Source organism: Streptomyces sp. NPDC058663, assembly GCF_042716745.1.
In the GTDB taxonomy this organism is placed as follows: domain Bacteria; phylum Actinomycetota; class Actinomycetes; order Streptomycetales; family Streptomycetaceae; genus Streptomyces.
This window is the reverse complement of sequence record NZ_JBHXRV010000001.1, coordinates 151467-176613: the sequence shown is the minus strand read 5'-3', so window position 1 is coordinate 176613 and position 25147 is coordinate 151467. Positions and strand designations below refer to the sequence as shown.

The following is a 25147-nucleotide window of genomic DNA, read 5'->3' as shown; positions in this document are numbered from 1 at the left end:
GCAGCATCTCGGCCGGGTCGGCGGACTCAGAGGGCCGGCACAGTTCCAGAGCCGGCAGATGGTGTAGCAGTTCCTTCGGGGCCCTGGTGCCACACGGCACCGGGGCCCCTCCATGTGTTCCGCTGCCGACGCGGCGACGGCGGACCGGTGCGGGGCCCGTCCACACGTCGGCGCAGGCACACGCCCGTCCACGCGGCGGCGTCAAAAGCCCGTCCACGCGACAGAGGCGTCAGATGCCCGTCCACGCGTCGGCGAAGGCTGTCCGTCCGGCGGCGTCGTCCGCCCTGTGCCCGGCGTGCAGGACGCGCCAGGCGGTGAGTTCGATGTCCCGGAGCCACAGTTCCCCGATGACCTGTGTCTTGAGATCGGGAAGGTGGTCGGACTCGGCGAGGGCCTGGCCGATCACCTCCCCGGCGGCGAGTCGCTGGGGAGGCGTCATCTCGGCGACGGCCGAAAGGATTTGCCGGGCCAGCGGTGCTCCCTCTCCCGCCAAGGAACGCAGCACCAGTTCCCTGAGGTTGACGGGCAGCAGATAAGCGGTGCCCGACGACCTCCACAGCTCCGACCAGAAGCGTTCTCCCGCCTTGGTGGGGGCGGGCAGGCCGGCCAGCAGCCCGAGGAGATGGCCGGTGGCCGGACAGCTTTCGGGGCGGGGGTGGATCTCAGGAAGCATCGGCGATCCTTGCGCGTAGGCGAGCGGAGATGCCCGGTCGGGAGACCTGATCGTTCCCACGCGCAGCCGATCTACTCGGCTTCCGCAGCCCCAATCGGCCGACGTCGCCGTGCGGAGCACTACCCGTCCCTCTGGCCCCGCCGGCCGCTCTCGTGCGGAGCACCCACCCCTCCCTCCGGCCCCGTCGGCCGCAGTGGGCCCCCTTCCGCGCCCGCCCAGTCACCGCCCGGAAGCGGAGTGCCCCGTCCGTGAGGGTGCGGAGGCGTCGGTGAGGTCGGCACCGGTGTCGGCGTCCCGCCGGGAGTTGCCGATGCCGTGCCAGTCCAGACACATCACGGTCGCGTCGTCCTCCAGGCTGCCTTCGCTGGCATCGACGATCGCCGCGACGAGGGCGCGGGCCGCCTCGCGGGGATGCAGCACGCGGGTGCGCACGATCAGGTCCGACAGGTCGAGGCTGTCGGCATTGCGCTCCAGCATGCCGTCGGTCAGCATCACCAGCCGGTCGCCCGGCCGCAGATCCAGCGGCTGGACCTGATAGGTGTGCGGGACGTCGAAGCCGAACGGCATGTCGATCTTCGGAGTGATCTCCCGCACCTGCCCGTCCCGCATGAGCAGCGGCCAGGGGTGCCCGGCATTGATGAACTCGGTCGTGCCGTCGATCAGGCTGATGCGCAGGAGCTGGCCGGTGACGTAGCTCTGGCGGCCGTGCTCGCGCATGGCCAGATCGGCTTGACGGGCCTGCTCGGCCAGCGTGGCACCGGCCCGCCGCGCGCGGCGCAGGGCGCCCACGAGGAGGGTGGCCAGCAGCGCGGCGTCGACATCGTGTCCCATGGCATCGGTGACGGAGAGCTGGACCGTGTCCCGGTCGATCACATAGTCGAAGGTGTCACCCCCGACGTGGTCGGCCGGCTCCAGCGCCCCGGCCACCGCGAACTGCGCCGCCTCACAGGCCAGCGAATCCGGGAGCAGCCGGTGCTGGATCTCCGCGGCCAGGCTCAGCGGATTGGTCCGGCGGCCCCACTGGTACACGTCGGTGTAGGACCGGTTCGCGATGACGATGTACGCCAGGGCGTGCGCGGTCTCGCCGATCTCCCGCATCACCTCCCCGTCCGGCGCCGCGGGCAGGAACAGTTCGAGGAGCCCGATCGCGTCCCCACGGTTGGTCACCGGAGCGACGACCCGCACCAGCGCGCCCTCGCCCTTGTCCTCCACGCTCGGCCGCTGGGTGCGGATCACGTCGTCGTACAGGGTGCCCCGCAGGGTGATGCGCCGGGCGGGCTCATCGGTCTCGACGGTGCCGGCCGCCCCCAGCCGTACGACCGAGCCGCCGGTGAAGTCGGTGATGAGGAACGACACCGATGCGGCCCCCAGTCGCTCCTTGAGCATGCGCGCCACCACGTCGAGCGACTCCACGGGCGCGGAGGTCTCCGCCGCCGCCAGCGTCGCCGCCAGGGTCATCGCCCCGTCCGGGCGACCGCCGTTCCCGGAAGGACCGGCACTCGTCCCCCTGTCCCCGTCAGGCAGGCCTACGGTCACGCTGACTCCTCGCTCGCTGGTCCTCAGGGCCGCTGCCCAGGTGTGCGGGGGCCGGCGCCGAGCCCGGTGCCGGGCAGATGTCATTGCACCACAGAGCCCCCGAAACGGATGAGCCGGTCGGGCGGCCGCCCGCCGTACGGCACGGCCATCGGGGGAGCGGCACTGCTACTGCTCCGGCGGTGATCCGCGCCCAGCCGTACGGTGCGATGTCCGTCGTACGGGGTGTCCTGCACGCCGTACCGGGCCCGGTACGGGCGCGGCGGCCGCCCCAGCTGATTACGTGCGTGTGGCAGACCCCGTGCGAGGGCCCGCCACCGGTGGGAATGAGTACCGCTCAGCCGGGCACACGTGTGCAGCCAGACCGAGGAGGGTACCGAGATCGCACAAAAGGACAAGAGCCGCGCCGGTGCCGTGCCGAGACTGCGTGCCAGTGCGTGGCGGCGGGTGAAGGACTGGTTCCGGAGGCCGCGCGACCCGTCAAGCGGGGAACGGTACACGCTGCTGCTGACCGGCAAGAGCGCCCTTGCGGCCACCCTCGCCTGGGTGATCGCGCACGACCTGCTCGGGGCGCAGTCGCCCGCGTTCGCCCCGTTCTCGGCGGTGCTCCTCATGCAGGTGACGATCTACCGGTCGGTGTCGCAGGCCCTGCGGTACGTCGGTGCCGTCACGGCCGGCGTCCTCGTGCAGGCGGCACTGGCCTTCCTGGGCGGGCCCGATCTGCTCACCTTCGTCCTGGTCGCGGTCATCGCCCTGTTCATCGGGCGATGGCCCGCGCTCGGGGCGCAGGGCAACCAGGTCGCCACCGCCGCGTTCTTCGCCTTCTCCACGTACATCTCGGCGCGCGACGGGAGCCAGACCGCCCTGCAGCTCGGGCAGATCGTTCTGCTGGTGTGCGTGGGGGCGGTGGTCGCACTCGTCGTCAACGGCGCCATCGTGCCGCCGCTGCGCTACCGCGGCGCCGAGTACGCCATCCGCATGCTCGCCGGCGCCATGGGCGAACTGCTCGCGGACATGTGGCCCCACTTCGGCGAGGGGCACGTCGCGGGGGAGGACACCGCGAGGTGGCGCGCCCGCGCGGAGCGGCTGGAGGTGCGCATCGAACAGGCCAGGGCGGAGCTGCGGACCGCCAGGGAAAGCCTGCTCTACAACCCGCTGCGGCTGTTCGGCCGACGCCGGACCAGGGCCAGGACCCAGGCCACCTTCCACGGGTACGCCGCCGTGCTCTCCGCGCTGGAGCGCGTGCTGCACCAGCTGACGTCGCTCACGCGGAGCCTGGACCTGTGGCGCCAGGAGGAGAACGACTTCACCTACGAGCCCTTCCTCCGGCGCTACGGCGCTTTCCTGCACGCGCTCGAGGACATCACCCAGGTGCTCGCCGCGATCGACGAGGACTCGCTCGGGGAGCAGACGGAACTGCTCGACCGGCTCGTCGGCGAGGCCCGGCGCTGCCGGCAGGAGGCCGCCGACGAGGCCGAGCACCGCTCTCTCCCGCTGACCGACCCGACCCGGCCGTACGGGGTGCTGGTCGTCGAGGCCACCCGTCTGACGGAAGAGCTCCAGCACACCTCCAACGTGCTGCGCGAGCACGCACAGGGGTGACGGGGGCCGCGGGCGTGCGCGGGCCCCGCAGGGCCGGCGGGCCCGGGGCATAACACCGAGCGAGGGGGCAACTGGCAGTTCCTGCACAGCGGTTGTCGCTTCTACGGTTTCGGTACCCCACCCGAAACCGAGGAGATCCCCCCATGCTCCACAGACATGCCAAAGCGGCCTGTGCCGCGTTCGCGGTCGTCGGCGCGCTGGTGCTGGCAGGGCTGCCCGGCACCGCCTCCGCGGACGCGGCCCCACCCGCACCGCCCACTGCGGCCGTGACGATGGGCGTCGGCGAGGCTCCGCCCGAGTTGCTGCGGGCCATGCAGCGCGACCTGGGGGTGACCGGGGCGCAGGCCAGGGCGCGGCTGGCGAACGAGGCCGAGGCAGGCACAGTCGCCGGAGGGCTGCGGCTCGCGCTCGGCGGGGACTTCGCCGGAGCCTGGGTACACGGCGCCGACTCCGGGAAGCTCAGTGTGGCCACCACCGACGCCTCGGACGTGCCCGCGATCGAGGCCCGGGGCGCGCGTGCCGTCGTCGTACCGCACACCCTGCGCCGGCTGGACGCAGCGCTGCAGAAGCTGGACCTGGCAGCGTCCGCCGCCACGTCCGCGGCCGTCGAGGTGCCCGTCCGGTACGTCGACGTCACGGCGAACCGCGTGACGCTGCAGGCGATACGGCCGGCCGCGGCGAAGGCCCTGACCGCGGCGGCGGGGGTCGACCCCGCGCTCGTACGCGTGGAGACATCGGCGGAACGTCCGCGTCCGCTGTACGACCTGAGGGGCGGCGACGCCTACTACATGAACGGCAGCGGCCGCTGTTCCATCGGGTTCCCGGTCACCAAGGGGACCCAGCAGGGCTTCGCCACCGCCGGACACTGCGGGCGGCCCGGCACGACGACCACCGGCTACAACCAGGTCGCCCAGGGCTCCTTCCAGGCCTCCACCTTCCCCGGTCGTGACACCGCGTGGGTGGCCACCAACACCAACTGGACCGCCACCCCCTACGTCAAGAGCAGCAGCGGAAACGTCCAGGTCACCGGCTCGACACAGGCCGCCGTCGGCGCGTCGGTCTGCCGCTCGGGATCCACCACCGGCTGGCACTGCGGCACCATCCAGCAGCACAACACCAGCGTCACCTACCCCGAGGGCACCATCAGCGGAGTGACGCGCACCTCGGTCTGCGCCGAACCCGGTGACTCCGGCGGCTCATACATCTCCGGCAGCCAGGCCCAGGGGGTGACCTCCGGGGGCTCGGGCAACTGCCGCTCCGGCGGCACCACCTATTACCAGCCGATCAACCCGCTGCTCCAGAGCTACGGGCTGACGCTCAAAACCACCTCGGACGACCCCGGCCCGGGTGAGCCGGGGGAGCCCGGCGGCACGTGGGCCGCGGGAACCGTCTACGCGGCGGGAGCCCAGGTGACGTACGGCGGCGCCACCTACCGGTGCCTCCAGGGACACCAGGCGCAGGCGGGCTGGGAACCCCCGAACGTGCCCGCCCTCTGGCAGCGGGTGTGATCCGCGTCCCGTGACCGGCGCGCGCCCGACCCGGCGCGACCTTCCCCGCCCCGTCGCGGACGCCCGGCCCCACAGGCCCGAGCCGCGCATTCCCTGGACCCCCGGGTCCGGAGAATGTGCGGCTCATCCGGTTGTGCGCCGTGTCGCTGGTAGGCCGTACGGGTGAGGGAGGTCAGAATTGGCGGATGCAGATACAGCACGTGGGTGGGGTGGTCCGGTGAGCAGGTATGACGTCACCGACGAGCAGTGGGAAGGGCTCGCCCAGGTCGTACCGCTGCGCAGCCGCAACGAATGGCCGTCCAGAACCGATCACCGCACGGTGCCGCAGGGGTACGAGGCGGCGGAACAGCGGCGCATGATCGTCCTGCGCGTGCAGATCTTCTCGGACGCGCGTGAGGTCGCCGAGTACCTGATCGCGCAGATTCCGGTGCTCCTCGACCTGACCAGCGCGGAGCCCGATGTGGCCAAGCGGATCCTGGACTTCAGCAGCGGGGTGGTCTTCGGCCTCGGCAGCGGGATGCACCGGGTCGACAAGAACGTGTTCCTGCTCGCACCGGTCGGCATGGAGGTCGAGGGCGTGGAGGCGGCGGCCATCCCCCGATCGTAGGAGGGTTTTCAGAGGTAACGGTTCGCCACTGATGCGGACGCATAGCGTCCGCATCATGACTCTGCCTTCGCCGACCCGCCCTTCCGTTCCGGCTCCCGACCTCCCCCCGACCGGCGCCCCTTCACCGGCTTCCCCTTCCCCTTCCCCTTCCGCTCGCCCGCACCGCCCCACGGTCACCGAACTGCGGCTCTCCGCCTTCGGGGCGCACCGCGGGGCGGTGTTCGCGCTGGGGCCGCTGACTCTCTTCGCCGGACCCAGCGGCAGCGGCAAAACAACGGCCCTGCGGGCGTACGAGGCGCTGGCCCGGCTCGCGTCCGGCGAGGAGACCGGTGACGTCTTTCCCGACCCGGAGCAGTGCGTCCCGGAGCGGGCCGTGGCCGACGGACAGGCGCGGCGCGGATTCCGCATCGGCTGTACGGTCGACGGCCCCGCCGGTTCCGTACGACTCGATCTCGCCGTCCAGGCGCAGCCGGAACTCAGAGTCGTCGGCGAACGTTTGACCTGTGACGGGCAGGAACTCCTGTCGACCTCGCTGCGTGATCCGGGCCGGCCCTCCGTCCAGGCCGCCTGGTTCACGGGCCCCGCGCGGGTGACGCGTGCGCCGCTGCCGGACAACCGGCTGGGGACCTCGCTGCTGCCCCTGCGGGTGGCGGGCAGGACCGAAGGGGAGCTGCGGGTGCTGGCCGCCGCCGAGCAACTCCTCGTCGCGCTGCGGTCGGTCTACGCGTGCGATCCGCAGCCGCACCGGATGCGCGTGCCGGTCGCGGCCGGCGACGGGCTGCTCAGGCGGGACTGCGACAACCTGGCCGCGGTGCTGCGCCGCACGGGCGGGGAGTGCGCGACCCGGCACGCCGCGCTGATCGCGGCGGCCAGGACGGGCTGCGCGGGTCCGGTCGAGGCCCTGACCGTGGAGGAGAACGCCGACGGTACGGTACGGGCCCTGCTCGGGCGGGGCGCACGGGGCACGACGCCTCTCGCGAGGCTGGGCGACGGGGAGTTGCGGTATCTGGCGCTGGCCCTGGTGCTGCTGACCGGACCGGGAGTGCTGGATGTGGAGCAGGAGATCGGGGTGCCCGACGCCCACCGGACGCTCACGGTGCTGGCCGACGGGTTCGACCGCGGACTCGACCGGCGGCAGGCGCGAGCCCTGGCCGAGCTGGCCGTGCGGATGTGTGCCCGCGGGCACATCCGGCTGGTCGGCACGGTGGGCGACGCCGCGTGCGCGGACGGGGTGGCGGGTGCGACGGTGGTAGACCTGGGGGAGTGACGGACGATGCGGCGGTGGCGGCGGGCGTGAGCGGTGCGGACGGGGCGGATGCGGAGGCAGACGTGGGCATGGAGAGCGCGGTGCTCGATGTGGCCGGCCTGCAGCGACGGCTGGCCGCCTTCGCCGCGGCGCGGGACTGGGGGCAGTACCACACCCCGAAGAACCTGGTGGCCGCGCTCAGCGTCGAGGCATCCGAACTGGTGGAGATCTTCCAGTGGTTGACCCCCGAGCAGTCCGCTCGCGTCATGGAGAAGCCGGAGTCCGCGCACCGGGTCGCGGACGAGGTCGCCGACGTACTGGCGTATCTGCTCCAGTTCTGCGAAGTGCTCGGGATCGATCCGTTGGCGGCGCTGGCCGCGAAGATCGAGCGGAACGAAGTGCGCTTTCCTGCACCCGGGGCCTGAGTGCGGAGGGCCGCCGGGTGCGGCGAAGCCCCGGGCGCGGGAGTGGGGGCGTGGGGTGTGGCGAGGTCCCGGGCGTTGTGGCGAGGTCCCGGGCGTGGGGGCACGGGGCCTGGCCGGCCCCTCGGGTGTGGCGGGCACCGGGCGAGGTGGGTGTCCGGTGCGGAGGGTCAGGTGCGCGGTCCGGCACAGGTTTCGTCACTCTGCGGAGTGGTGACGTTATCCACAACCGCCTTAGTATCCACAGATTTCCGCACAGCACTGGCTTTCCAGGCCCGTTCCCCTCACTCTGGGTAGTGGATGCGGTGCGGGATGTGGAGCGAGCGGGACGGCGACGGGGGTGGCAGATGGACGCGGTGAGACTCATCCGGGTCAGCAGACACGCACTGGCTCAGAGCCAGGCGTCGCGGGAGATCCTGACGGAGGCGTGGCAGGCGCAGGCACTGACCCAGGCGATCGGCGGGTTGCTCGCCATAAAGGGGCCTCCCGAGCTGAGAGGGGAGGCGCAGGGGCTCTGCGAGGCGGGCGGCAGAGGAAGCGGTTCGATCGACTGGCCGGCCCCGCGGCCGGGAGGCCTGGACGCGGCGGGGTTCCCGGCAGGGCTGCCGCCGAACCCTCGCCCGCGAGCCCTGCAGCTGACCGAAGTCCCTGACGCGCGCACCACGTTGGTGGACCTGGGCGGACTGCTGGGTGAGGTGGGAATAGCGCTCGTCGGGGTGGCCTGTGCCACTGACGAGGACGGGTTCTACTGGCAGACCATCGAGGCGATCGACGCCGCCGACGAGTCGAACGACCGGGTGCGCGGACTGCTGCGCCGGCTCACGGTGTGGGAACACAGCAGGCTGCAGGGCGCGGCCCAGGACTCGGCGGCGGGGGCGTCATGACCTTGTTGCTGTCAGCGGGACCGGTCGCGGTCGCCGTCGTATTGGCCCTGGGCATCGCGGGTGCGGGGGTCCTCACGGTGCTCCCCGGCGGTACCGGTGGGGCCGGTCCCGCGGGTTGTGCCGATGGCGCCGCTCGTGCCGGTCGCGATGGTCCCGCCGGTCGTGCGGGTCCCGTCGCCGGTGCCCTGCCCGTTGCCCGTGCCGGTCCCGCCGCTCGTGCCGGCGGTGGCAGGCGGGCGGTCGGCCGTGCTCTGCAGGTCGGCGTCGAGCTGCGAGAGATCGGCGGTCAGCGCCGCCATCAGTTCCTCCATCTGCTGCAACAGGCCCTTGGGGGCGGACTGCCGGCCCGGTTCGGACGTCGGTACCGGGTTCGCGGGCGTGGCCTGTTCGGGCACGGCTTCCTGGGACATGGCGGCCTCCTCGGCCCGGGCCCTACCGGTGCGGGAGGGCGGTGTTGCCAGCGACGCCCCGGCCATGTGCGCCGGTGCGCGGGCCGGGCTGTCCGGCTCCTTCCGACCAAACGAGTGCCTGGGTCACCAGTCACTGACACGGAAGTGCGAGGACCCCCCTGATGGCGCATTTCACTCGACGGTGCAGACGGGGGACAGCTGAGACCGACGGGGTTGACGGCAGTTCGAAGGTGCAGGATGAAGGCATGGACCTTCGCATCTTCACCGAGCCCCAGCAAGGGGCGAGCTACGACAAGCTGCTGACCGTCGCGAAAGCGACCGAGGACCTCGGATTCGACGCGTTCTTCCGCTCGGACCACTACCTGCGGATGGGGTCCGCCGACGGGCTCCCCGGCCCGACGGACGCCTGGATCACCCTGGCCGGACTCGCCCGGGAGACCCGGCGCATCCGGCTCGGGACGCTGATGACCGCAGGCACGTTCCGCCTTCCCGGAGTCCTGGCCATCCAGGTCGCGCAGGTCGACCAGATGTCGGGCGGCCGAGTCGAGCTGGGCCTGGGAGCAGGGTGGTTCGAGGACGAGCACAAGGCCTACGGGATCCCCTTCCCGAAGGAGAAGTTCGGCAGGCTGGAGGAGCAACTGGCCATCGTCACGGGACTGTGGGAGACGGAGGTGGGCAAGACCTTCAGCTACGACGGGACCTACTACCAGCTGACGGACTCGCCGGCTCTGCCCAAGCCCGCGCAGCCCAAGGTGCCGGTGCTGATCGGAGGCCACGGGGCGACGCGCACTCCCCGGCTGGCCGCGCAGTACGCCGACGAGTTCAACATCCCCTTCGCCTCGCTCGACGACACGGCGCGCCAGTTCGCCCGGGTGCGGGCGGCGGCGGAGCAGGCCGGGCGGAAACCGGGCGGCCTGGTGTACTCCAACGCGCTGGTGGCATGCGTCGGCAGCAACGACGCGGAGGTGGCCCGCCGGGCGGCGGCCATCGGGCGGGAGGTGGACGAACTCAAGGCCAACGGGCTGGCGGGCTCGCCGGCGGAGGTGGTGGACCGGATCGGAGAGTTCTCAGCGATCGGATCGTCCCGGGTGTATCTCCAGATGCTGGACCTGGACGACCTCGACCACCTGGATCTGATCTCCTCGCAGGTGCTGTCCCAGCTGGGCTGAGCCCCGCCGGAGCAGAGCACAGCAGAGCCGAGCAGATCAGCGCAGCACAGAGCCGAGCCGTACAGGAGTCACCGTGAAGCCCACCCGCCCGCTCGCCGCCGTACTCGCCGAGAGGGCCGTTGCCCTCGACGGCGGGTTGTCCAACCAACTGGGGGCGCAGGGATGCGACTTGTCCGACGCACTCTGGTCGGCACGGCTGCTCGCCGACGACCCGGGACAGATCCGGGCGGCGCACACGGCCTATGTGCGGGCGGGTGCCCAGGTGCTCATCACCTCCAGTTACCAGGCCACCTACCAGGGGTTCGCGGAGCGGGGTATCAGGCGCGGCGAGGCGACGGAGCTGCTCGGCCGCAGTGTGTCGCTGGCGCGGGAGGCAGGGGAGGCGGAGGAGCGGTCCGTATGGGTGGCCGCGTCGGTCGGGCCGTACGGGGCGATGCTCGCGGACGGCAGCGAGTACCGCGGGCGGTACGGACTGTCGGTCGCGGAGCTCGAGCGGTTCCACCGGCCGAGGATCGAGGCGCTGGCAGCGGCGGAGCCCGATGTGCTGGCGCTGGAGACGGTGCCGGACATCGACGAGGCCGACGCCCTGCTGCGCGCGGCCGAGGGGAGCAGGCTGCCGGTCTGGCTGTCGTACAGCATCGCCGGGGAGAGCACCCGGGCCGGCCAGCCGCTGACGGAGGCCTTCGCGGTGGCGGCCGGCAACGACCAGGTGATCGCCGTCGGCGTGAACTGCTGCGTGCCGGGCGATGTGGACCGGGCCGTGGAGCTGGCCGCCCGGGTGACGGGCAAGCCGGTCGTCGTCTACCCCAACAGCGGTGAGGAGTGGGACGCCGACGGGAGGGAGTGGAAGGGGGTGGGCACCTTCGACGCGGACCGGGTACGGGGGTGGCGCGAGGGCGGCGCCCGGCTGATCGGCGGATGCTGCCGGGTCGGCCCGGAGCAGATCGCGGGCCTGCCGCTGTAGGCGCGCTGCTCCACCGTGCACGCGCGCGGGGTGGCTCCGCCCCGCGTTCTGCTTCCGGAGCCGCTCGATCCTCACGGAGCCGTTCGATCCTGACGAAGCCGTTCGATCCTCACGGAGCCGCTCGCTCCTCACCGTGCACGCGCGCGGGGTGGCTCCCGGCGGGGGGTGCCGGTAAATACGTGGTCGGGGAGAGCGGGGGTGGCAATACTCGGTCGGGTGTTCTTGACGATCAGTACCTTCGGCGACCAGGAACGTCCGGCTACCGACCTCGGATTTCTGCTGCACAAGCATCCCGGGCGCCACCAGACGTTCGCCACCTCGCACGGCACGGCCCACGTCTTCTACCCCGAGGCGACCGACGCGCGCTGCACGGCCGCGCTGCTCCTCGAAGTGGATCCGGTGGCGCTCGTGCGGCGCGGCAAGGGCAAGGGACGGGGCGGCTCGCCCGATGCGGCGCTCTCGCAGTACGTCAACGACCGCCCCTACGCCGCCTCGTCCCTGCTGGCCGTGGCGCTGAGCACCGTCTTCAAGAGCGCCCTGCACGGGGTGTGCCACGCCAGGCCCGAGCGGGCCGCGCAGCCGTTGCCGTTGCGGATCGAGGTGCCCGCGGTGCCCGCCCGAGGGGGCGCTGCGCTGGTGGAGAAGCTGTTCGCGCCGCTGGGCTGGAGCAGCGTGCGCGCGGTGCCCGTACCGCTGGACGAACAGTTTCCGGAGTGGGGCGACTCCCGCTACGTACAGCTGGTGCTGGAGGGGGAGCTGAGGCTGGAGGAGGCGCTGCGCCACCTCTATGTCCTGCTGCCGGTGCTCGACGACGCCAAGCACTACTGGGTGTCGCCCGACGAGGTGGACAAGCTGTTGCGGGCGGGGGAGGGGTGGCTGCCGACGCACCCCGAGCAGAAGCTGATCACCAGCCGGTACCTGGCACGACGCTGGGGGCTGACCCGGCAGGCAGCCGAGCGGCTGGAGCTGGCGCGGCTCGCGGCCTCCGACGACCTCGCCGTGGAGGAGATCGACAACGCGGTGGCGGAGGAGACCGGGGAGCCCGAGGAGCGGCCGACGCCGCTCGCGGTCCAACGCCGGGAGGCGATCCTCGCGGCACTGCGCGGCGCCGGGGCGAGCCGGGTGCTCGACCTCGGCTGCGGGCAGGGGCAGCTGGTGCAGGCGTTGCTCAAGGACGTGAAGTTCCGCGAGATCGTCGGCGTGGACGTGTCGGTGCGGGCGCTGGCCATGGCCTCGCGGCGGCTCAAGCTGGAGACGATGGGCGAGCGTCAGGCCGCGCGGATCCAGCTGATGCAGGGCTCGTTGACATACACCGACAAGCGGTTGGCGGGCTACGACGCCGCCGTGCTGAGCGAGGTGATCGAGCACTTGGACCTGCCCAGGCTCCCCGCGCTGGAGTACTCCGTCTTCGGCGCGGCACGGCCCGGCACGGTCGTCGTCACCACGCCCAACGTGGAGTACAACGTGCGCTGGGAATCCCTGCCCGCCGGGCACGTCAGGCACGGCGACCACCGCTTCGAGTGGACGCGCGAGGAGTTCCGCGGCTGGGCGGGCGACGTGGCGGAGCGGTACGGGTACGGCGTCGCGTTCGTGCCCGTGGGGCCCGACGACCCCGAGGTGGGACCGCCCACCCAGATGGCGGTGTTCTCCCGGAAGAGCACCAGTGACGGAACAACGGACAGTGCGCAGGACAGCGCGGTGCGGCACGCGAGCGCCGGTACGACCCAGAAGGAGGGCAAGGCGGCATGACCACGACAGAACCGACCACCGCACCCCGCAGGCTGCCCGTCCCCGACCTCTCCCTCGTGGTCCTCGTCGGAGCCACCGGCTCCGGCAAGTCCACCTTTGCGAAACGGCACTTCAAGCCCACCGAGGTCCTCTCCTCGGACTTCTGCCGCGGTCTGGTCGCCGACGACGAGAACGACCAGAGCGCCAGCCGCGACGCCTTCGACGTCCTGCACTACATCGCGGGCAAGAGGCTGGAGGCCGGGCGGCTGACCGTCGTCGACGCGACAAGCGTGCAGCCGGAGAGCCGCAAGCAGCTCGTGCAGCTGGCCAGGAAGTACGACGTGCTGCCGGTCGCCATCGTGCTCGACCTCCCCGAAGAGGTCTGCGCCGCGCGCAACGCCGAGCGCCCCGACCGGGCCGGCCTGCCCCGCCGCGTCATCCAGCGCCACCGGCGCGAACTGCGCCGCTCGCTCCGGGGACTGGAACGTGAAGGCTTCCGCAAGGTGCACATCCTGCGGAGCGCGGACGAGGTGGAAGCGGCCCAGGTGGTACTGGAGAAGCGCTTCAACGATCTCACCCACCTCACCGGCCCGTTCGACATCATCGGCGACATCCACGGCTGCCGCTCCGAGCTGGAGACGCTGCTCGGAAAGCTCGGATACGTCGACGGGGCACACCCGCAGGGGCGGACCGCCGTCTTCGTCGGAGACCTCGTCGACCGGGGGCCCGACAGCCCCGGCGTGTTGCGCAGGGTCATGGGAATGGTCAAGTCCGGTAACGCGCTGTGTGTGCCCGGGAACCACGAGAACAAGCTCGGACGTTGGCTCAAGGGAAGGAACGTCCAGCACACCCACGGACTCGCGGAAACCATCGAACAGCTGGCTGAGGAGGACGACGACTTCAAGGAGCAGGTGCGGGAGTTCATCGACGGCCTCGTCAGCCACTACGTCCTCGACGGCGGAAAGCTCGTCGTCTGCCACGCCGGGCTGCCCGAGAAGTACCACGGGCGCACCTCGGGGCGGGTCCGCTCCCACGCGCTGTACGGGGACACCACCGGCGAGACCGACGAGTTCGGCCTGCCCGTGCGCTACCCGTGGGCCGAGGAGTACCGGGGCCGGGCGGCCGTCGTGTACGGGCACACGCCCGTCCCCAGCACCTCGTGGATCAACAACACCCTCTGCCTCGACACCGGTGCCGTGTTCGGCGGGCGGATGACCGCGCTGCGCTGGCCGGAGCGCGAACTCGTCGACGTACCCGCCGAGAAGGTCTGGTACGAACCGGTCAAGCCGCTGGTCACCGAGGTGCCGGGCGGCCAGGACGGGCGCCCGCTGGACCTCGGCGACGTGGCAGGACGACGGGTGGTGGAGACCCGGGAGCACGGGCGCGTCGCGGTCCGTGAGGAGAACGCGGCGGCGGCTCTCGAAGTGATGAGCCGGTTCGCTGTGGACCCGCAGCTGCTCATGTACCTGCCGCCGACCATGGCACCGACGGCGACCTCGAAGACCGAGGGGTACCTGGAGCACCCCGTCGAAGCGTTCGCCCAGTACCGGGCGGACGGGGTCGCCAAGGTCGTGTGCGAGGAGAAGCACATGGGCTCGCGAGCGGTGGTGCTGGTGTGCCGGGATGCGGACGCCGCACGCAAGCGGTTCGGGGTGGACGGGCCGACGGGGGCCGTGCACACCCGCACCGGGCGGCCGTTCTTCGACGACTCGGCCGTCAGCGAGCTGGTGCTGGCGCGCCTGCGGACCGCGATCGGCGAGGCCGGGCTCTGGGACGAGCTGGAAAGCGACTGGCTGCTGCTCGACGCCGAGCTGATGCCGTGGTCGCTCAAGGCGTCCGGGCTGCTCCGGCAGCAGTACGCGGCAGTGGGCGCGGCGTCCGGTGCGGCGTTCCCGGCGGCGCTGGGCGCCCTTGAGGCTGCTGCGGGCCGTGGCGTAGAGGGTGCGGACGAGCTGCTGGCGAGGCAGCGGGAGCGGGCGGCGGACGCGGGCCTGTTCACCGAGGCGTACCGGCGGTACTGCTGGACGACGGAAGGGCTGGACGGGGTGCGGCTGGCACCCTTCCAGCTGCTGGCCGTGGAAGGGCGGTCGCTCGCGGCCGTACCGCACGACCGGCAGCTCGGCTGGCTGGACCGGCTGGTCGAACACGACCCGACAGGACTCCTGCAGACCACCCGCCGGCTGGTCGTCGACACCGGCGACGAGTCCTCGGTGGGTGCCGGAGTGGACTGGTGGCTGGAGATGACCGGCCGGGGCGGTGAGGGCATGGTCGTCAAGCCGCTGGACGCCCTGGTGCGGGACCGCAAGGGACGGCTGGTGCAGCCCGGCATCAAGGTGCGGGGACGGGAGTACCTGCGGATCATCTACGGACCCGAGTACACCCGGCCCGAGCAGCTGGCGCGGCTGCGGGAGAGGCACCTCGGGCACAAGAGGTCGCTGGCGCTGCGGGAGTACGCGCTGGGGGTCGAGGGACTGGAGAGGCTGGCGGAGGGGGAGGCGCTGTGGCGGGTGCACGAGGTGGTGTTCGCGGTGCTGGCGTTGGAGTCGGAGGCGGTTGATCCGCGGTTGTAGGGGGTGCGGGGCCGGGCGGTGTGGCTCCGCTGTGGTGGGGCGGGGGTGCGTTGTGCGGGAGCGGGGTCCGGCGGGGCCGGGGTGTGCGGCTCCGCCGGGCGCCGTCGTCCCAAGGGGCTGGGGGCGTCAAGGGGGTTCCGAGACAGTGGAGTTGATCGTTCTTGACTCGGGTGGGGTGGGTGCCTAGTCTTCCTGTTCTCTCTGCTTGACGCACCGTCACCACGTCGCGTCCGAGGCGCCATCGGGGGCGAGCGATGAGTCTGTTCGGGCAAGGACGCCCCTTCTTGGACGCGCTGTCGCGCCAGGACCGGGACAGCCTGCTCGCGCTCGGAGCCCCGCGCCACTACGAGGCCGGACAGGTCATGCTCCAGGAGCGCGACACCGGTACCTTCGTGCTCGCGGTGCGCGAGGGATGGTCCGTCGTCTCCGTCTCCACCGAGCGCGGCGCCCGCCTCATCCTCGCCCTGCGTGGTGCGGGGGAGGTGATCGGCGACCTCGCCGCCGTCGACCACGGGCCTCGCAGTGCCACCGTGACCGCCCTCGGCGCCGTCGAGGCAACCTCCATCAGCGGCGAGCGGTTCCGGCACTTCCTCTCCGCCAGGCCGCATGCCACCGCTCTGATCATGCGGCAGTTCAGCGCCCGGCTGCGCAGCGCCGACAGCGAGCGCCGCTCCCTCGCCTCCGAAACCGTGCTGCGCCGGCTGGCAGTGCGTCTCCTCGAACTCGCCCAGCGAGCCGGCCGCGAAGACGCGGAGGGCGCGCTTGTCGTCGAACTCCCGCTCCCGCAACACGACTTGGCGTCTGCGGTCGGGGCTACCAGGGAGGCGGTGGCCAAAGCGTTGCGGCTGCTGCGCGAGCAGGACGTCGTACACACCGGGAACCGGCGGGTGACCGTCACCGACATCGAACTGCTCAGGCTGCTGGCGCAGGGGAGGGCAGGGCCGCCCCCGCGCGGCGGACCCGGAGAGAAAATTCGCCCGGATGTGTAAACGGCTACATCGCACGGTGGCGGACGGTACGAAAGTGATTCCGGCGGACGACGGCACAGGAGGCACCGGTGTACGGAGCGGCAGGCGCGGCGGACAGGTCGCGGGTGGAGGCGGCTGCGGCGGCCCCGCGGGCGATACCGGCCGGCGCGCCCGGGATGCCTGGGACGTACGGTGCGGTCAACCGGCTGGTGGTCTCCGCGGACGCCTGTGGGTCCGGGTCGATGGGGATGGAGACCAAGACGCGGATGCGGGCGGCGATGTACGCGGCCTTCGCGGAGGCGTTCGAAGCGGTCGGGGTGCTGCCGGGCAGGCCCCACCAGGAGGACCGCGGCGACGGCATCCTGGCCGCACTGCCCCCGGACGTACCGCCGTCGTTCATGGTCGGCCGCTGGCTGAGCACGTTCTACGAGAACCTCCGGGAGCACAATCACGGCAGGTCGGACCGGTTACGGGTGCGGGTCGCGATGCACATGGGGCCCGTGCTCGACGACGGGAGGGGGCTGGTGGGGCGGACGGTCGATCTGACCTGCCGGCTGTGCGACAGCGACACCGCGAAGCAGGTGATGGCGGCGGCGGTGGAGTCGGAGCTGATGATCGTCGTCTCCGACTGGCTGTACACGGAGGTGGTCGCGCAGGGCGGACGGCACATCGAGCCGCGGCAGTACCGGCGCGGACGAGTCCGTTCCAAGGAGACCGACGAGACCGCCTGGTTCCATGTCCCGGGACTCGCGGAGCCGCCGATGGACGCGATGACCGCATCCCGGGGACCTACCGCGGCGAAAGAGGCCGCGGAACCCGGACGCGATGATGGGCCGCAACAGGGGGGCGGCCCATCATCGCCCGGCGCAGGAGTGGCGTCGAGGCCCCCACTGAACGGGCTGAGCCAGGAGATCCGCATCGCTGGTGACGGTCTGAACGTCACCGGCAGCACCATCCACGGCGATTTCACGGGCTTCCGCAAGGAGCGGGAGGCGCCGCCTGAGCGGCGGCCCGATCGGGAGCGCCCGCCGGAGCCGGAGCCGGAGTTGGAGCCCGAGCCGGAGCCGGAGCAGTGGCCGGGGCGCGAGTCCGGGCCCGGGCAGTGGACACCCCACTCGCGGTTCGCGCAGGGCGAGCGGCACCCCGAGTGGCAGCACGGGCCGGAAGGGCAGCCGGAGCCGGAGTGGGACCCGGAGTGGGAGCCCGCTCCGTATCCGCGGTCGCACCTTGCAAGGAGGCAGCCCGACCGCGAGCCGGAGCTGTGGAGCCCCAGCGAGCCGGAGCCGTGGCCCCGCCCGGAGTGGGAGCGGGACGACGAGCCGCAGGACGAGCCGCCGAGCGGGTTACGTCCCGGGCTGCCACGCGCGCCCGGGGCCGGGTCCGGGTCCGGACCCGACTGCGAGGACGACGGCTTACTGCCGCGAGCGCGGCGCGAGCCCGGCGGGAACAACGGGGGGCCACGGTTCGGAGCGCGGCCGGAACTTCCCAGCGCCCCGCACACCGAAGGGGAGCGCGGGCCCAGGGCGGACCCCGGGCAGCGCGCGTACCAGCGGGGTGAACCGCAGCGGGAGTACGAGCCGGAGCTGAAGTACGAACCGGAGCGGGACTACGAACCGGAGCGGGAGTACGAGCCGGAGCGGGAGTACGAGCCGGAGCGCGGACAGGGCAGCGGTGCGAACCGCCGCGCCGGTGACGGGGGCAGCACATGAGCGATGCGGACGAGGGCGCCGGCCAGGACGCGGGCCCCGCAGGTGCCGAATCCCCGCAAGGGGCCTCTCCGGGGCAGGACGGCCCGGGCGGGAAGGGCGGCAAGGACGGCCCGGGCGGGAAGGGCGGCCAGGGCGGCAAAGGCGGGCCGGCCGGCAAGGGCGGCGGCAAGGACCCCGACGGGAGTCCGGCCGACGGCGCGGCCGGCGCGGAGGAACAACAGACCGAGGCCAGCCCCTTCGATCAGGTGGGGCGCGGGCCTCTGGGCGGCGGCGGTGGCGGAACTGGGGGATCCGGCACCGCCCAGGCCGCCCGCCAGAACTTCCCCGGGCGCGGAACGGACAGGGATCACTTCCGCATCGGTGGCGACGGTCAGGTCTACACGGGCAACACCATCAACCACCACCACGCCCCGTCGGGCGGCAGCAGCAGCCCCATGGTCGCGGGTCCCGTGCCCAGGGAGGAACTGGACCGGCTGGAGGACGTCTACTGCGAGCCGGCCGGCTACCAGCGGATGAAGGACCTGCTGCGCGAGGGCAGGCTCCTGGTGCTGTGCGGCGAACCGGGCAGTGGCCGCACCGCCACCGGGCTCGCCCTCCTTTCCGAGCTCACCCACCACCAGGTCGACCGGCTGGACCCGAGTATTCCGCTGCACCGCGTGCAGGCCGAACACCTGAAGGAGAAACACGGCTACCTGCTCGAACTGCCCCTCGACGACGGACGCAGGCAGCCGCTGTCCGACACCGGCCAGGACCGGCGCAGCGATGCCGGGACGAACCCACCGCGCGGCACGGGACGCCCCACCGAACTCCACCTCGACCGGCTCAGCGGACTGCTGGCCGCCTCCGAGGGGTTCGCGGTCGTCCTGGCCGGCGGCGGCGAGGTGGCGGGGCAGTTCCTGCGTGGGCGTTACGGGCTGCCCTGCCCGCAGCCGCGCACCGAGGACGTGCTCCACCGCCACCTGCGCGTACTCCTCAAGGAAGCACCCGAGGGAGCCCTCGCACGGGCGCGGGCCCGCTTCGAGGAGACGGACCTCAAGGACGCCCTGGGCCTGGAGCAACTGAGGCCCCGGGAGGCCGCCCGGCTCGCCGAACTGCTCTCCCTCAGGCAGCGGGGTTCCCTGACGGACGCTCAACTCCTGGCCGACTGCGCGGCGTTCGTGCGCGTCCAGGCGCGTGCCTGGTTCGCCGACGCGGACCGCCCCGGCACCCTCCCGGCGGCGCTCCCCGTCCTCGACGCCACCGCCTTCCGCATCGCGGTCGCGGTGTTCAACGGCTCCTCCTACAGCCTCACCGCCGAGGCCGGTGAGCAGCTGGCCTGGGAACTCGCGGTGACCCTCGACCCCGAACAGGCTGCGGGGCGCAGGCTGTTCGCAGTGCACGACGCGGACCGGCCCGTGCTCGCCAGGGCCGTCGTCGAGGACGGCGAGTTCGACCTGGGCGACGCCAAGGTACCCATGCGCGCCGTCCGCTTCCAGGGGCGCAGCCTGGCCACCGCCGTACTCCAGGAGGTGTGGCACGGCTACCACAACGTACGCGGCCCGCTGACGCGCTGGCTGCGCACCCTGTGCGACGACCCGCGCCCCCACCTGTGGGTACGGGCGTCTGTCGCCGCCGGGGTGCTGAGCTCCTGGGACTGGGTGTACGGGGCGGGGGAGCTGCTCCACCCCATGGCGGCGACGGACAGTCCGACCCTCCAGATGGCCGCGGCGACCGCCCTGGCGGAGGCCTCCCGCGAGGCCTCGGTGTGCCCGGCGGCCCGGGTGATGCTCAAGGAGTGGACGGACAGCGGCGACGATGCGCTGCTCACGACCGCTCTGCTGACCCACGGGTACGGCATGGCCGCCGGTTCCGTCGCCGCCTCGCTCGACGCCCTGGCCAAGGTGGTCCGGCGCGAGGACGTCGAGCTCGACGACCTCGCCACCGCCTCCTTCAGCGTGACCCGCCTGCTCGCGGGGGCCGAACCCGCCACCGTCGTCGGCAGGCTCGGCGGCTGGCTGCGCGAGGACCGAAAGGACCTCGCCAACCTCGTCCTGCTCGCGGTGATCGGCGCGCTGCGCACCAAGGCCACGTACCTGTGGGGGCTGCACGAGGACGAGGAGATGGCTAGGCACGGATCGAAACCGCTGATCGCCGCCCTGCTGGAGACCCGGCCCGACCTGCGGCGCAAACTGGCCGACCTGGTCCGGCACGCGCTGGTCACCGCACGCTCCGGCGAGGCCACGCTGGACGCACTGGGCAGCTGGCTGCGCCGGGCCGGGTCGGACCCCGAACAGCTGGGCCCCGCCTGCGGGTTCCTGTCGCTGCTCGCCGTCGACCGCCGGGACCGCGACCGGCTGCGGCACCTGCTGAACCGGCTCGTGCGCGACCCCGGCGAAGCACTGGACAAGGCGGCGGCCCGCCGGATGTGGGACGCCGTGGGAGAGGGAGCCGAAGGATGACGGACCGGGAGTTCGAGGAGCGGCGCGACCAGCCGCGGGCACAGGACCGGCAGCAGCAGAAACCGCCGGCGCAGCGGCAGGGCGGCCGGTCGCAGCCGCGCGACCGGGGCGGACAGCACGGCAGCTCCGGACGGGGGAAAGGCCAGGGGCTGCGCGGTCCGCTGCTCGGCGAGTACTCACCGCCCTACGTCCGCCGCACCAGCCAGGTCGCCGCCGTGATGCTGTACAACAACGGCGGATACAGCGTGCTGTGGCCCGACCACCGCGAGGACGTCAACAAACCGTGGGTGGGCCGCCCTTACAGCATCGTCGAGATCCAACTCGGCGTACACGTCACCTCCTTCGACCTGCGGCTCCCGGCCGCGGGCGACGCGGCGTTCTTCGATGCGACGGCGCGGGTGCACTGGGAGGTCGTCGACCCCCGCCTCGTCGTCCGCCGCAACCTCAGGGACGTCGGCGAACTGCTGCACGACGAACTGCTCGCCGGACTGCGCAGCGTCTCCCGCCGTTTCCGGCTCACCGAATCCCACCGCGCGGACGAAGCCGTCCGCGCCGAGGTGGAGGCCGGCCGCATCGCGCTCGGCCAGGACCTCGGTCTCTCCACCCGGGTCCATGTGTTCATCGATCTCAGTGACGACGTCAAGACGCGTGTCCAGGAAAAGGACACGCTCACCATCGACATGGAGAACGACGACGTCAGGGCGGAATCGGAGCGCCGCAAGAACGCGCGCAAGCACGAGGCGATCCGCGCGGAGGCCAAGGTGCTCCAGGAGATCCTGAGCCGGGGCGAGGAGAGCGAGATCGCCTACTACATGGCCACCAACCCCGACAAGCAGTGGGAGATCCGTCAGGCCATCAGGGAGGAACGCCGGGAAGGGCAGGCGGACTTCATCGGCCTGTTCCACAAACTGCTCGACACCGGAAACCTGGAACGGCACGACATCGGCGACCACATGTACGAGGTGCTCCAGTATCTGCGGGAGAACTCCGGCGGGGTCCTCGGCGGCGTCATCGACTCCGTCGGACTGCCACTTTCCGGTGGTTCTCGCCACGCACTGGAGCAGAACCGGAACCGGAACGGACGCCCCGGGCGTGATGGGGACCATGGTCGGCAACTGGAGCGCGGCGACGACGAAGGACGGCGGGAGCGGGCTGAGCCCCGCCACCCTTTCTGGGAGGAAGAGTCCACCCCAGGACCCGACGGGGAGGGGCGGGTGTACGAGCCCACCCGCGTGGACTCCTCGGCCGACCAGGAACGCGAACGGGAGCGGGAGCGGCAAAGGGAACGCGGGCGCGACTACGGCCGAGATGTCGACCGGGACCGCGAGGCCGACCGGCGCCGCGACGCCGACCGGGACTGGGACGGCGACCGGGACCGCGACCGGGGCTGGGACGGCGACCGGGAACGCCCGTCCGTCCGGGACCGGCACCGCGACCGCGACCTCGGGCGTGATGAGGACTTCGGCCGGGGCCGTGGGCACGGCCCGGAACAGGACGACCTCTGGGGTCCGGACGAGTACCACGTCAACAGTCGCTCCGAGGCGCGAGGTTCGGGAGCGGACCGTCTGTCCCACAGGAGTGACTCCTCCCGCCGGGACGACGGGCGACGGGCCGGACCGCCGAGCGCGGGCTTCGACGACTGGGACGACTGATGACCACCACCGACCCGCGCCGTACGACCGGCCCGGAGCCGGCCCCGGATGCACCCGCGCCCGCCGACCCCGCGCCCGGCCCCGCGCCCGCCCGTGCGGCCGACGACCCCGATGTGCGGTTCGTGGCCGAGCGGCTGCTGGAGTCCGTACGGGAGGACATCGGGCGGGCCGACTCGAAGGCGGCGATCCTGCTGTCCGGCGGGCTCGCGTTCCTGGCCGTCGTCTGGGCACGGGAGGGAACTGCCGCGCCGAACGGCTTCGCGCTGGGGCTCGTGGTGGCCGGTGGACTCCTCTGGCTGGCCGGACTGTTGATGCTCATAGGTGTGGTGCTGCCGCGCACCCGGATAGGTGCCGACGCGACATTCCTTCGCGATCTCACCGGCAACACTCCGCCGGAGGTGCTGCACGCGCGGCTGACCGAGTCCGGGGGGGACGTCGTGCGCTGGATGCTCAGCCAGGCGACCGTCCTCGGCGCGGTGCTCACCGCCAAATACCGCTGGCTGCGCGCGGGGGTCTGCTCTCTGACCCTCGGCGTAGTGCTTTCCGTAATCGGCCAGGTGTGGTGACGAGACGATGGAACAGCAGATGAACGCGACCGCACGAACCGAACGCCCCGCAAGAGGCGGAAAACTTCCGGCGACCGCACGGCGGTTACCGGGCAGGGCGCGCACGCTGGGGCGTGCCGCCGGACTGGGACTCGTACTCCTGGCACTGGCGGGGGCGGCGCTCCCCGCACCGCGGGCCCACGCGCCGCAACGCGCCGCGCAGGCCGCCGAGGGGCCCGATCCGATCGACTTCGCCATCGTCGTGGACCTCTCCAAGAGCCTCTCCGACCAGGATCTGGCCCGCGAAGTGGAAGCCGCGGCCCTGCTCAGCCAGGGTGAGATCTCCGAACGTTCGCGCGCCGCGGTGATCGGCTTCGGCAGCGCCGAGAAGTCCGGGCAGTCCGCGGTGCGCCAGGTGTGCGGACTGATCGCGGTGAGTGCGGCGGGCCGCCAGGAGCTCAGTGACTGCGTCCAGCAGCTCGGGAACCGGGCCAAGAACGCCACAGGACCCGGCACCGACTTCCCGGCCGCCATCCGGCAGGCAGTGAACCGGCTCACCAAGGACGGCAAACCGGGCACCCCGAAGGTGGTGTTCCTGCTCACCGACGGCAAACTGGACGTCGGCGACAGCCCCGAATACGGCACCGACACCGCCAGCCGGCAGGCCAACGCGGCCGGACAGCTCACCGACGAACTCGCCCGCGCACGCCGGGAGTCGGTGCAGATCTGGCCGCTCGGATTCGGCAGCCAGATCGACAGCGGGGCACTCGACGCGATGGCCAGGGGCGGCTTCCGCAACGGCTGTGCCAACCTCCCGGGCGCCACCCCGAAGGCCCGCGTCGTCGCCGACTCCGCACAGATCGACAAGGTCCTCCAGGAGACCTTCGCCGCCGCACGCTGCGCCCAGGTGGTCGAGGGCGAGCGGGGCAAGCCGCCCGGGGACCTCTCGGTGACCATTCCGCCGATCGCCACCGACGGATCCCTCACGGTCAGCAAGCACGACCGCAAGGTGTCCGTGACGTACTTCGACCCCAACGGGGACAAGGTCCCCACCAGCGGATCCGCCAACGGGTCCAGCTTCGAGGTCAGCGGCCAGGACGGCCCGGTGGAGGCTCTGCGGGTGAAGAACCCGATGCCCGGAAAGTGGCGGGTGCACGTCGAGGCGCCGGAAGGGCACCAGGGGCAGGACGTCGTGGTACGGGCCATCTGGCAGGGCCGGCTCCGCTCCGCGATCACCCTCGACCCCGCCTCGCCGACCGCCGGCGAACAGGCCGTCGTGGAAATGCGGATGCAGACCCGGCGCGGCGTCGTCATCACCGACCAGAACCTCCTCAAGGGGATCCAGGTCGGGGTCAAGGTCACCGGACGGGGCTTCGAGCCGGTGAACGTGCGGCTCAAGGACGACGGGACGAAGCCCGACGCCAAGGCGGGCGACGCCCGGTTCACCGGCACGCTCGCCGTGCCCGACGGAGCCACCGGGGACCTCGCCGTCGTGGGGGAGATGTCCGCACCCGGGGTGACCGGCGACCAACGGCCGCTGTACACCGCGCTCGGCACCGGCAAAGCACCCGTCGAGGCCGGACTGACCGTCGAGCGCAGCACCGTCCACCCCGGGGGAACCCTCCGTGGAACCCTGGACGTCACCAACAACGACACCGTGGCGCACACCCTCACCCTCGGGCTCGCCGACCAGCCCTCCGGCACCCGGCTGGCGGTGGACCCGGTCAAGGTGCGTGCGGAGCCCGGCAGTTCGCACCACACCTTCACGGTGTCCGTCGGCGCGGACGCCCCGCTCGGCGAGCTCGGGGGCGGGATCGTCGTCACCGACGCCGACGACCGCGGCCGCACCCTCGACCAGACCTTCCTCGACGCCCTCGTGGAGGCCGAACCCACCTGGTGGGACCGCTGGTGGTGGGCCGTCCTGGGTGCCGCGGCCCTGCTGCTGGCGGCCGCGGCCGTCCTGGGCGTACTTCTCAGGGCTCGCAAACGGCTGCGCGACCTGACCGGCGTGAAGCTCGAACTGCGCAGGGGCGGCACCCTCGACACGCTGACCGTCCGACCGGGCCAGAGCGGCGGTGGCAACTTCCACTTCACCGTGGAGCGGGCCAGCGGCTCCGCACCCAAACTCCATCGGGTGACCGGCTCAGGGGCCGGGCACCGGCTGAGCCGCACCGGCGCGGGAGTGCTCGCCCTGCGCCTGCACCGCGGCCGTGAGCGGGCCCTGGCGGCGGGGGAGGTGGTGGAGCTGGACGACGGCCTGGAGCTGCTCGTGCACGACAACCGGCGGGCCACCTCGGTCCGGCCGCCGCGCGGCCGCACCCCGGGCGGAACCAACGAGCCGCGCAGGGGCGACGGTGGTCCGGGCGGCGGTTCGGGCCGGACACCGCGCCGCCCGTTCGGCCCCCGTTCCGGCGGCTCCGGCGGCGCCTCCGACAGCGGACGCGGCGCACCCCGCGACCCGGCCACCGGGTCCGGCAGCCGCCAGTACGACGCCAACTTCTGAGCCCGGGCACCAAGGG

General features: G+C 72.3%; 19 protein-coding genes. 16 read left to right on the top strand and 3 right to left on the bottom strand.

All coding sequences use genetic code 11. From position 1 onward, the window contains the following. Positions 1-229: 229 nt before the first annotated feature. Positions 230-673 (bottom strand): hypothetical protein, encoded by a 444-nt coding sequence (locus ACFWVV_RS00680; protein WP_384343894.1) that lies wholly within the window; start codon positions 671-673, stop codon positions 230-232. Positions 674-892: 219 nt separating this feature from the next. After that, the gene (locus tag ACFWVV_RS00675; protein WP_384344145.1) at positions 893-2131 is read right to left on the bottom strand and encodes a PP2C family protein-serine/threonine phosphatase; all 1239 of its coding nucleotides are present in this window, start codon (positions 2129-2131) and stop codon (positions 893-895) included. A gap of 426 nt (positions 2132-2557) precedes the next feature. Between ACFWVV_RS00675 and ACFWVV_RS00670 the strand changes: the two genes are divergently transcribed. The 6 genes from ACFWVV_RS00670 to ACFWVV_RS00645 all read left to right on the top strand — a co-directional run bounded on the left by ACFWVV_RS00670 (position 2558) and on the right by ACFWVV_RS00645 (position 8475). Next, a complete protein-coding gene (locus tag ACFWVV_RS00670) occupies positions 2558-3808 on the top strand; it encodes an aromatic acid exporter family protein (protein WP_384343897.1) in 1251 nt (416 codons plus the stop codon). 143 nt (positions 3809-3951) lie between these two features. Continuing rightward, a complete protein-coding gene (locus tag ACFWVV_RS00665; RefSeq protein ID WP_384343900.1) occupies positions 3952-5316 on the top strand; it encodes a carbohydrate-binding protein in 1365 nt (454 codons plus the stop codon). A gap of 217 nt (positions 5317-5533) precedes the next feature. Continuing rightward, positions 5534-5923 carry a cell division protein SepF gene (locus ACFWVV_RS00660; RefSeq protein WP_384343903.1) on the top strand — a complete coding sequence of 130 codons (390 nt, stop codon included), beginning with the start codon at positions 5534-5536 and terminating at the stop codon, positions 5921-5923. Between the two features lie 55 nt (positions 5924-5978). After that, positions 5979-7190, top strand: coding sequence for an AAA family ATPase (locus tag ACFWVV_RS00655; protein WP_384343906.1), 1212 nt, complete (start codon positions 5979-5981; stop codon positions 7188-7190). A 68-nt stretch (positions 7191-7258) separates the two neighbouring features. Next, positions 7259-7594 (top strand): nucleotide pyrophosphohydrolase, encoded by a 336-nt coding sequence (locus ACFWVV_RS00650; protein WP_384344148.1) that lies wholly within the window; start codon positions 7259-7261, stop codon positions 7592-7594. A 344-nt stretch (positions 7595-7938) separates the two neighbouring features. Beyond that, a complete protein-coding gene (locus ACFWVV_RS00645; protein WP_384343909.1) occupies positions 7939-8475 on the top strand; it encodes a DUF6099 family protein in 537 nt (178 codons plus the stop codon). Positions 8476-8486: 11 nt separating this feature from the next. Here ACFWVV_RS00645 and ACFWVV_RS00640 read toward each other — a convergent pair whose 3' ends face one another. Next, positions 8487-8885 carry a hypothetical protein gene (locus ACFWVV_RS00640; RefSeq protein ID WP_384343912.1) on the bottom strand — a complete coding sequence of 133 codons (399 nt, stop codon included), beginning with the start codon at positions 8883-8885 and terminating at the stop codon, positions 8487-8489. A 245-nt stretch (positions 8886-9130) separates the two neighbouring features. On the opposite strand from ACFWVV_RS00640, the gene ACFWVV_RS00635 reads away from it, so the two are divergent. From ACFWVV_RS00635 to ACFWVV_RS00590, 10 genes are all read left to right on the top strand, one after another. Further along, positions 9131-10054, top strand: a complete 924-nt coding sequence (locus ACFWVV_RS00635; protein ID WP_384343915.1) for an LLM class F420-dependent oxidoreductase — start codon at positions 9131-9133, stop codon at positions 10052-10054. 73 nt (positions 10055-10127) lie between these two features. Next, the gene (gene mmuM / locus ACFWVV_RS00630; protein WP_384343918.1) at positions 10128-11018 is read left to right on the top strand and encodes a homocysteine S-methyltransferase; all 891 of its coding nucleotides are present in this window, start codon (positions 10128-10130) and stop codon (positions 11016-11018) included. A gap of 216 nt (positions 11019-11234) precedes the next feature. Further along, positions 11235-12767, top strand: a complete 1533-nt coding sequence (locus ACFWVV_RS00625) for a 3' terminal RNA ribose 2'-O-methyltransferase Hen1 (protein WP_384343921.1) — start codon at positions 11235-11237, stop codon at positions 12765-12767. Then, complete coding sequence (locus ACFWVV_RS00620; RefSeq protein WP_384343924.1) at positions 12764-15316, top strand: polynucleotide kinase-phosphatase; 2553 nt, start codon at positions 12764-12766, stop codon at positions 15314-15316. Before ACFWVV_RS00625 ends, ACFWVV_RS00620 begins: the two co-directional genes overlap by 4 nt. A gap of 254 nt (positions 15317-15570) precedes the next feature. Beyond that, positions 15571-16305 (top strand): Crp/Fnr family transcriptional regulator, encoded by a 735-nt coding sequence (locus tag ACFWVV_RS00615; protein WP_384343927.1) that lies wholly within the window; start codon positions 15571-15573, stop codon positions 16303-16305. Positions 16306-16373: 68 nt separating this feature from the next. Next, positions 16374-17993, top strand: a complete 1620-nt coding sequence (locus ACFWVV_RS00610; RefSeq protein ID WP_384343930.1) for a hypothetical protein — start codon at positions 16374-16376, stop codon at positions 17991-17993. Beyond that, positions 17990-20431, top strand: a complete 2442-nt coding sequence (locus ACFWVV_RS00605) for a hypothetical protein (RefSeq protein ID WP_384343933.1) — start codon at positions 17990-17992, stop codon at positions 20429-20431. Before ACFWVV_RS00610 ends, ACFWVV_RS00605 begins: the two co-directional genes overlap by 4 nt. Next, on the top strand, positions 20428-22083 hold the full coding sequence (locus ACFWVV_RS00600; RefSeq protein WP_384343936.1) for a hypothetical protein: 1656 nt from the start codon (positions 20428-20430) through the stop codon (positions 22081-22083). Before ACFWVV_RS00605 ends, ACFWVV_RS00600 begins: the two co-directional genes overlap by 4 nt. After that, positions 22083-22649 (top strand): Pycsar system effector family protein, encoded by a 567-nt coding sequence (locus ACFWVV_RS00595; protein ID WP_384343939.1) that lies wholly within the window; start codon positions 22083-22085, stop codon positions 22647-22649. Before ACFWVV_RS00600 ends, ACFWVV_RS00595 begins: the two co-directional genes overlap by 1 nt. A gap of 19 nt (positions 22650-22668) precedes the next feature. Beyond that, positions 22669-25131 carry a VWA domain-containing protein gene (locus ACFWVV_RS00590; protein WP_384343942.1) on the top strand — a complete coding sequence of 821 codons (2463 nt, stop codon included), beginning with the start codon at positions 22669-22671 and terminating at the stop codon, positions 25129-25131. Positions 25132-25147: the final 16 nt, after the last annotated feature.

Coding starts and splice junctions, on each gene's coding strand:
- ACFWVV_RS00675 (WP_384344145.1), bottom strand. CDS start 2,131: ATGACCCTGGCGGCGACGCTGGCGGCGGCGGAGACCTCCGCGCCCGTG.
- ACFWVV_RS00605 (WP_384343933.1), top strand. CDS start 17,990: ATGAGCGATGCGGACGAGGGCGCCGGCCAGGACGCGGGCCCCGCAGGT.
- ACFWVV_RS00620 (WP_384343924.1), top strand. CDS start 12,764: ATGACCACGACAGAACCGACCACCGCACCCCGCAGGCTGCCCGTCCCC.
- ACFWVV_RS00640 (WP_384343912.1), bottom strand. CDS start 8,885: ATGTCCCAGGAAGCCGTGCCCGAACAGGCCACGCCCGCGAACCCGGTA.
- ACFWVV_RS00655 (WP_384343906.1), top strand. CDS start 5,979: ATGACTCTGCCTTCGCCGACCCGCCCTTCCGTTCCGGCTCCCGACCTC.
- ACFWVV_RS00680 (WP_384343894.1), bottom strand. CDS start 673: ATGCTTCCTGAGATCCACCCCCGCCCCGAAAGCTGTCCGGCCACCGGC.
- ACFWVV_RS00645 (WP_384343909.1), top strand. CDS start 7,939: ATGGACGCGGTGAGACTCATCCGGGTCAGCAGACACGCACTGGCTCAG.
- ACFWVV_RS00665 (WP_384343900.1), top strand. CDS start 3,952: ATGCTCCACAGACATGCCAAAGCGGCCTGTGCCGCGTTCGCGGTCGTC.
- ACFWVV_RS00600 (WP_384343936.1), top strand. CDS start 20,428: ATGACGGACCGGGAGTTCGAGGAGCGGCGCGACCAGCCGCGGGCACAG.
- ACFWVV_RS00635 (WP_384343915.1), top strand. CDS start 9,131: ATGGACCTTCGCATCTTCACCGAGCCCCAGCAAGGGGCGAGCTACGAC.
- ACFWVV_RS00650 (WP_384344148.1), top strand. CDS start 7,259: ATGGAGAGCGCGGTGCTCGATGTGGCCGGCCTGCAGCGACGGCTGGCC.
- ACFWVV_RS00595 (WP_384343939.1), top strand. CDS start 22,083: ATGACCACCACCGACCCGCGCCGTACGACCGGCCCGGAGCCGGCCCCG.
- ACFWVV_RS00615 (WP_384343927.1), top strand. CDS start 15,571: ATGAGTCTGTTCGGGCAAGGACGCCCCTTCTTGGACGCGCTGTCGCGC.
- ACFWVV_RS00590 (WP_384343942.1), top strand. CDS start 22,669: ATGAACGCGACCGCACGAACCGAACGCCCCGCAAGAGGCGGAAAACTT.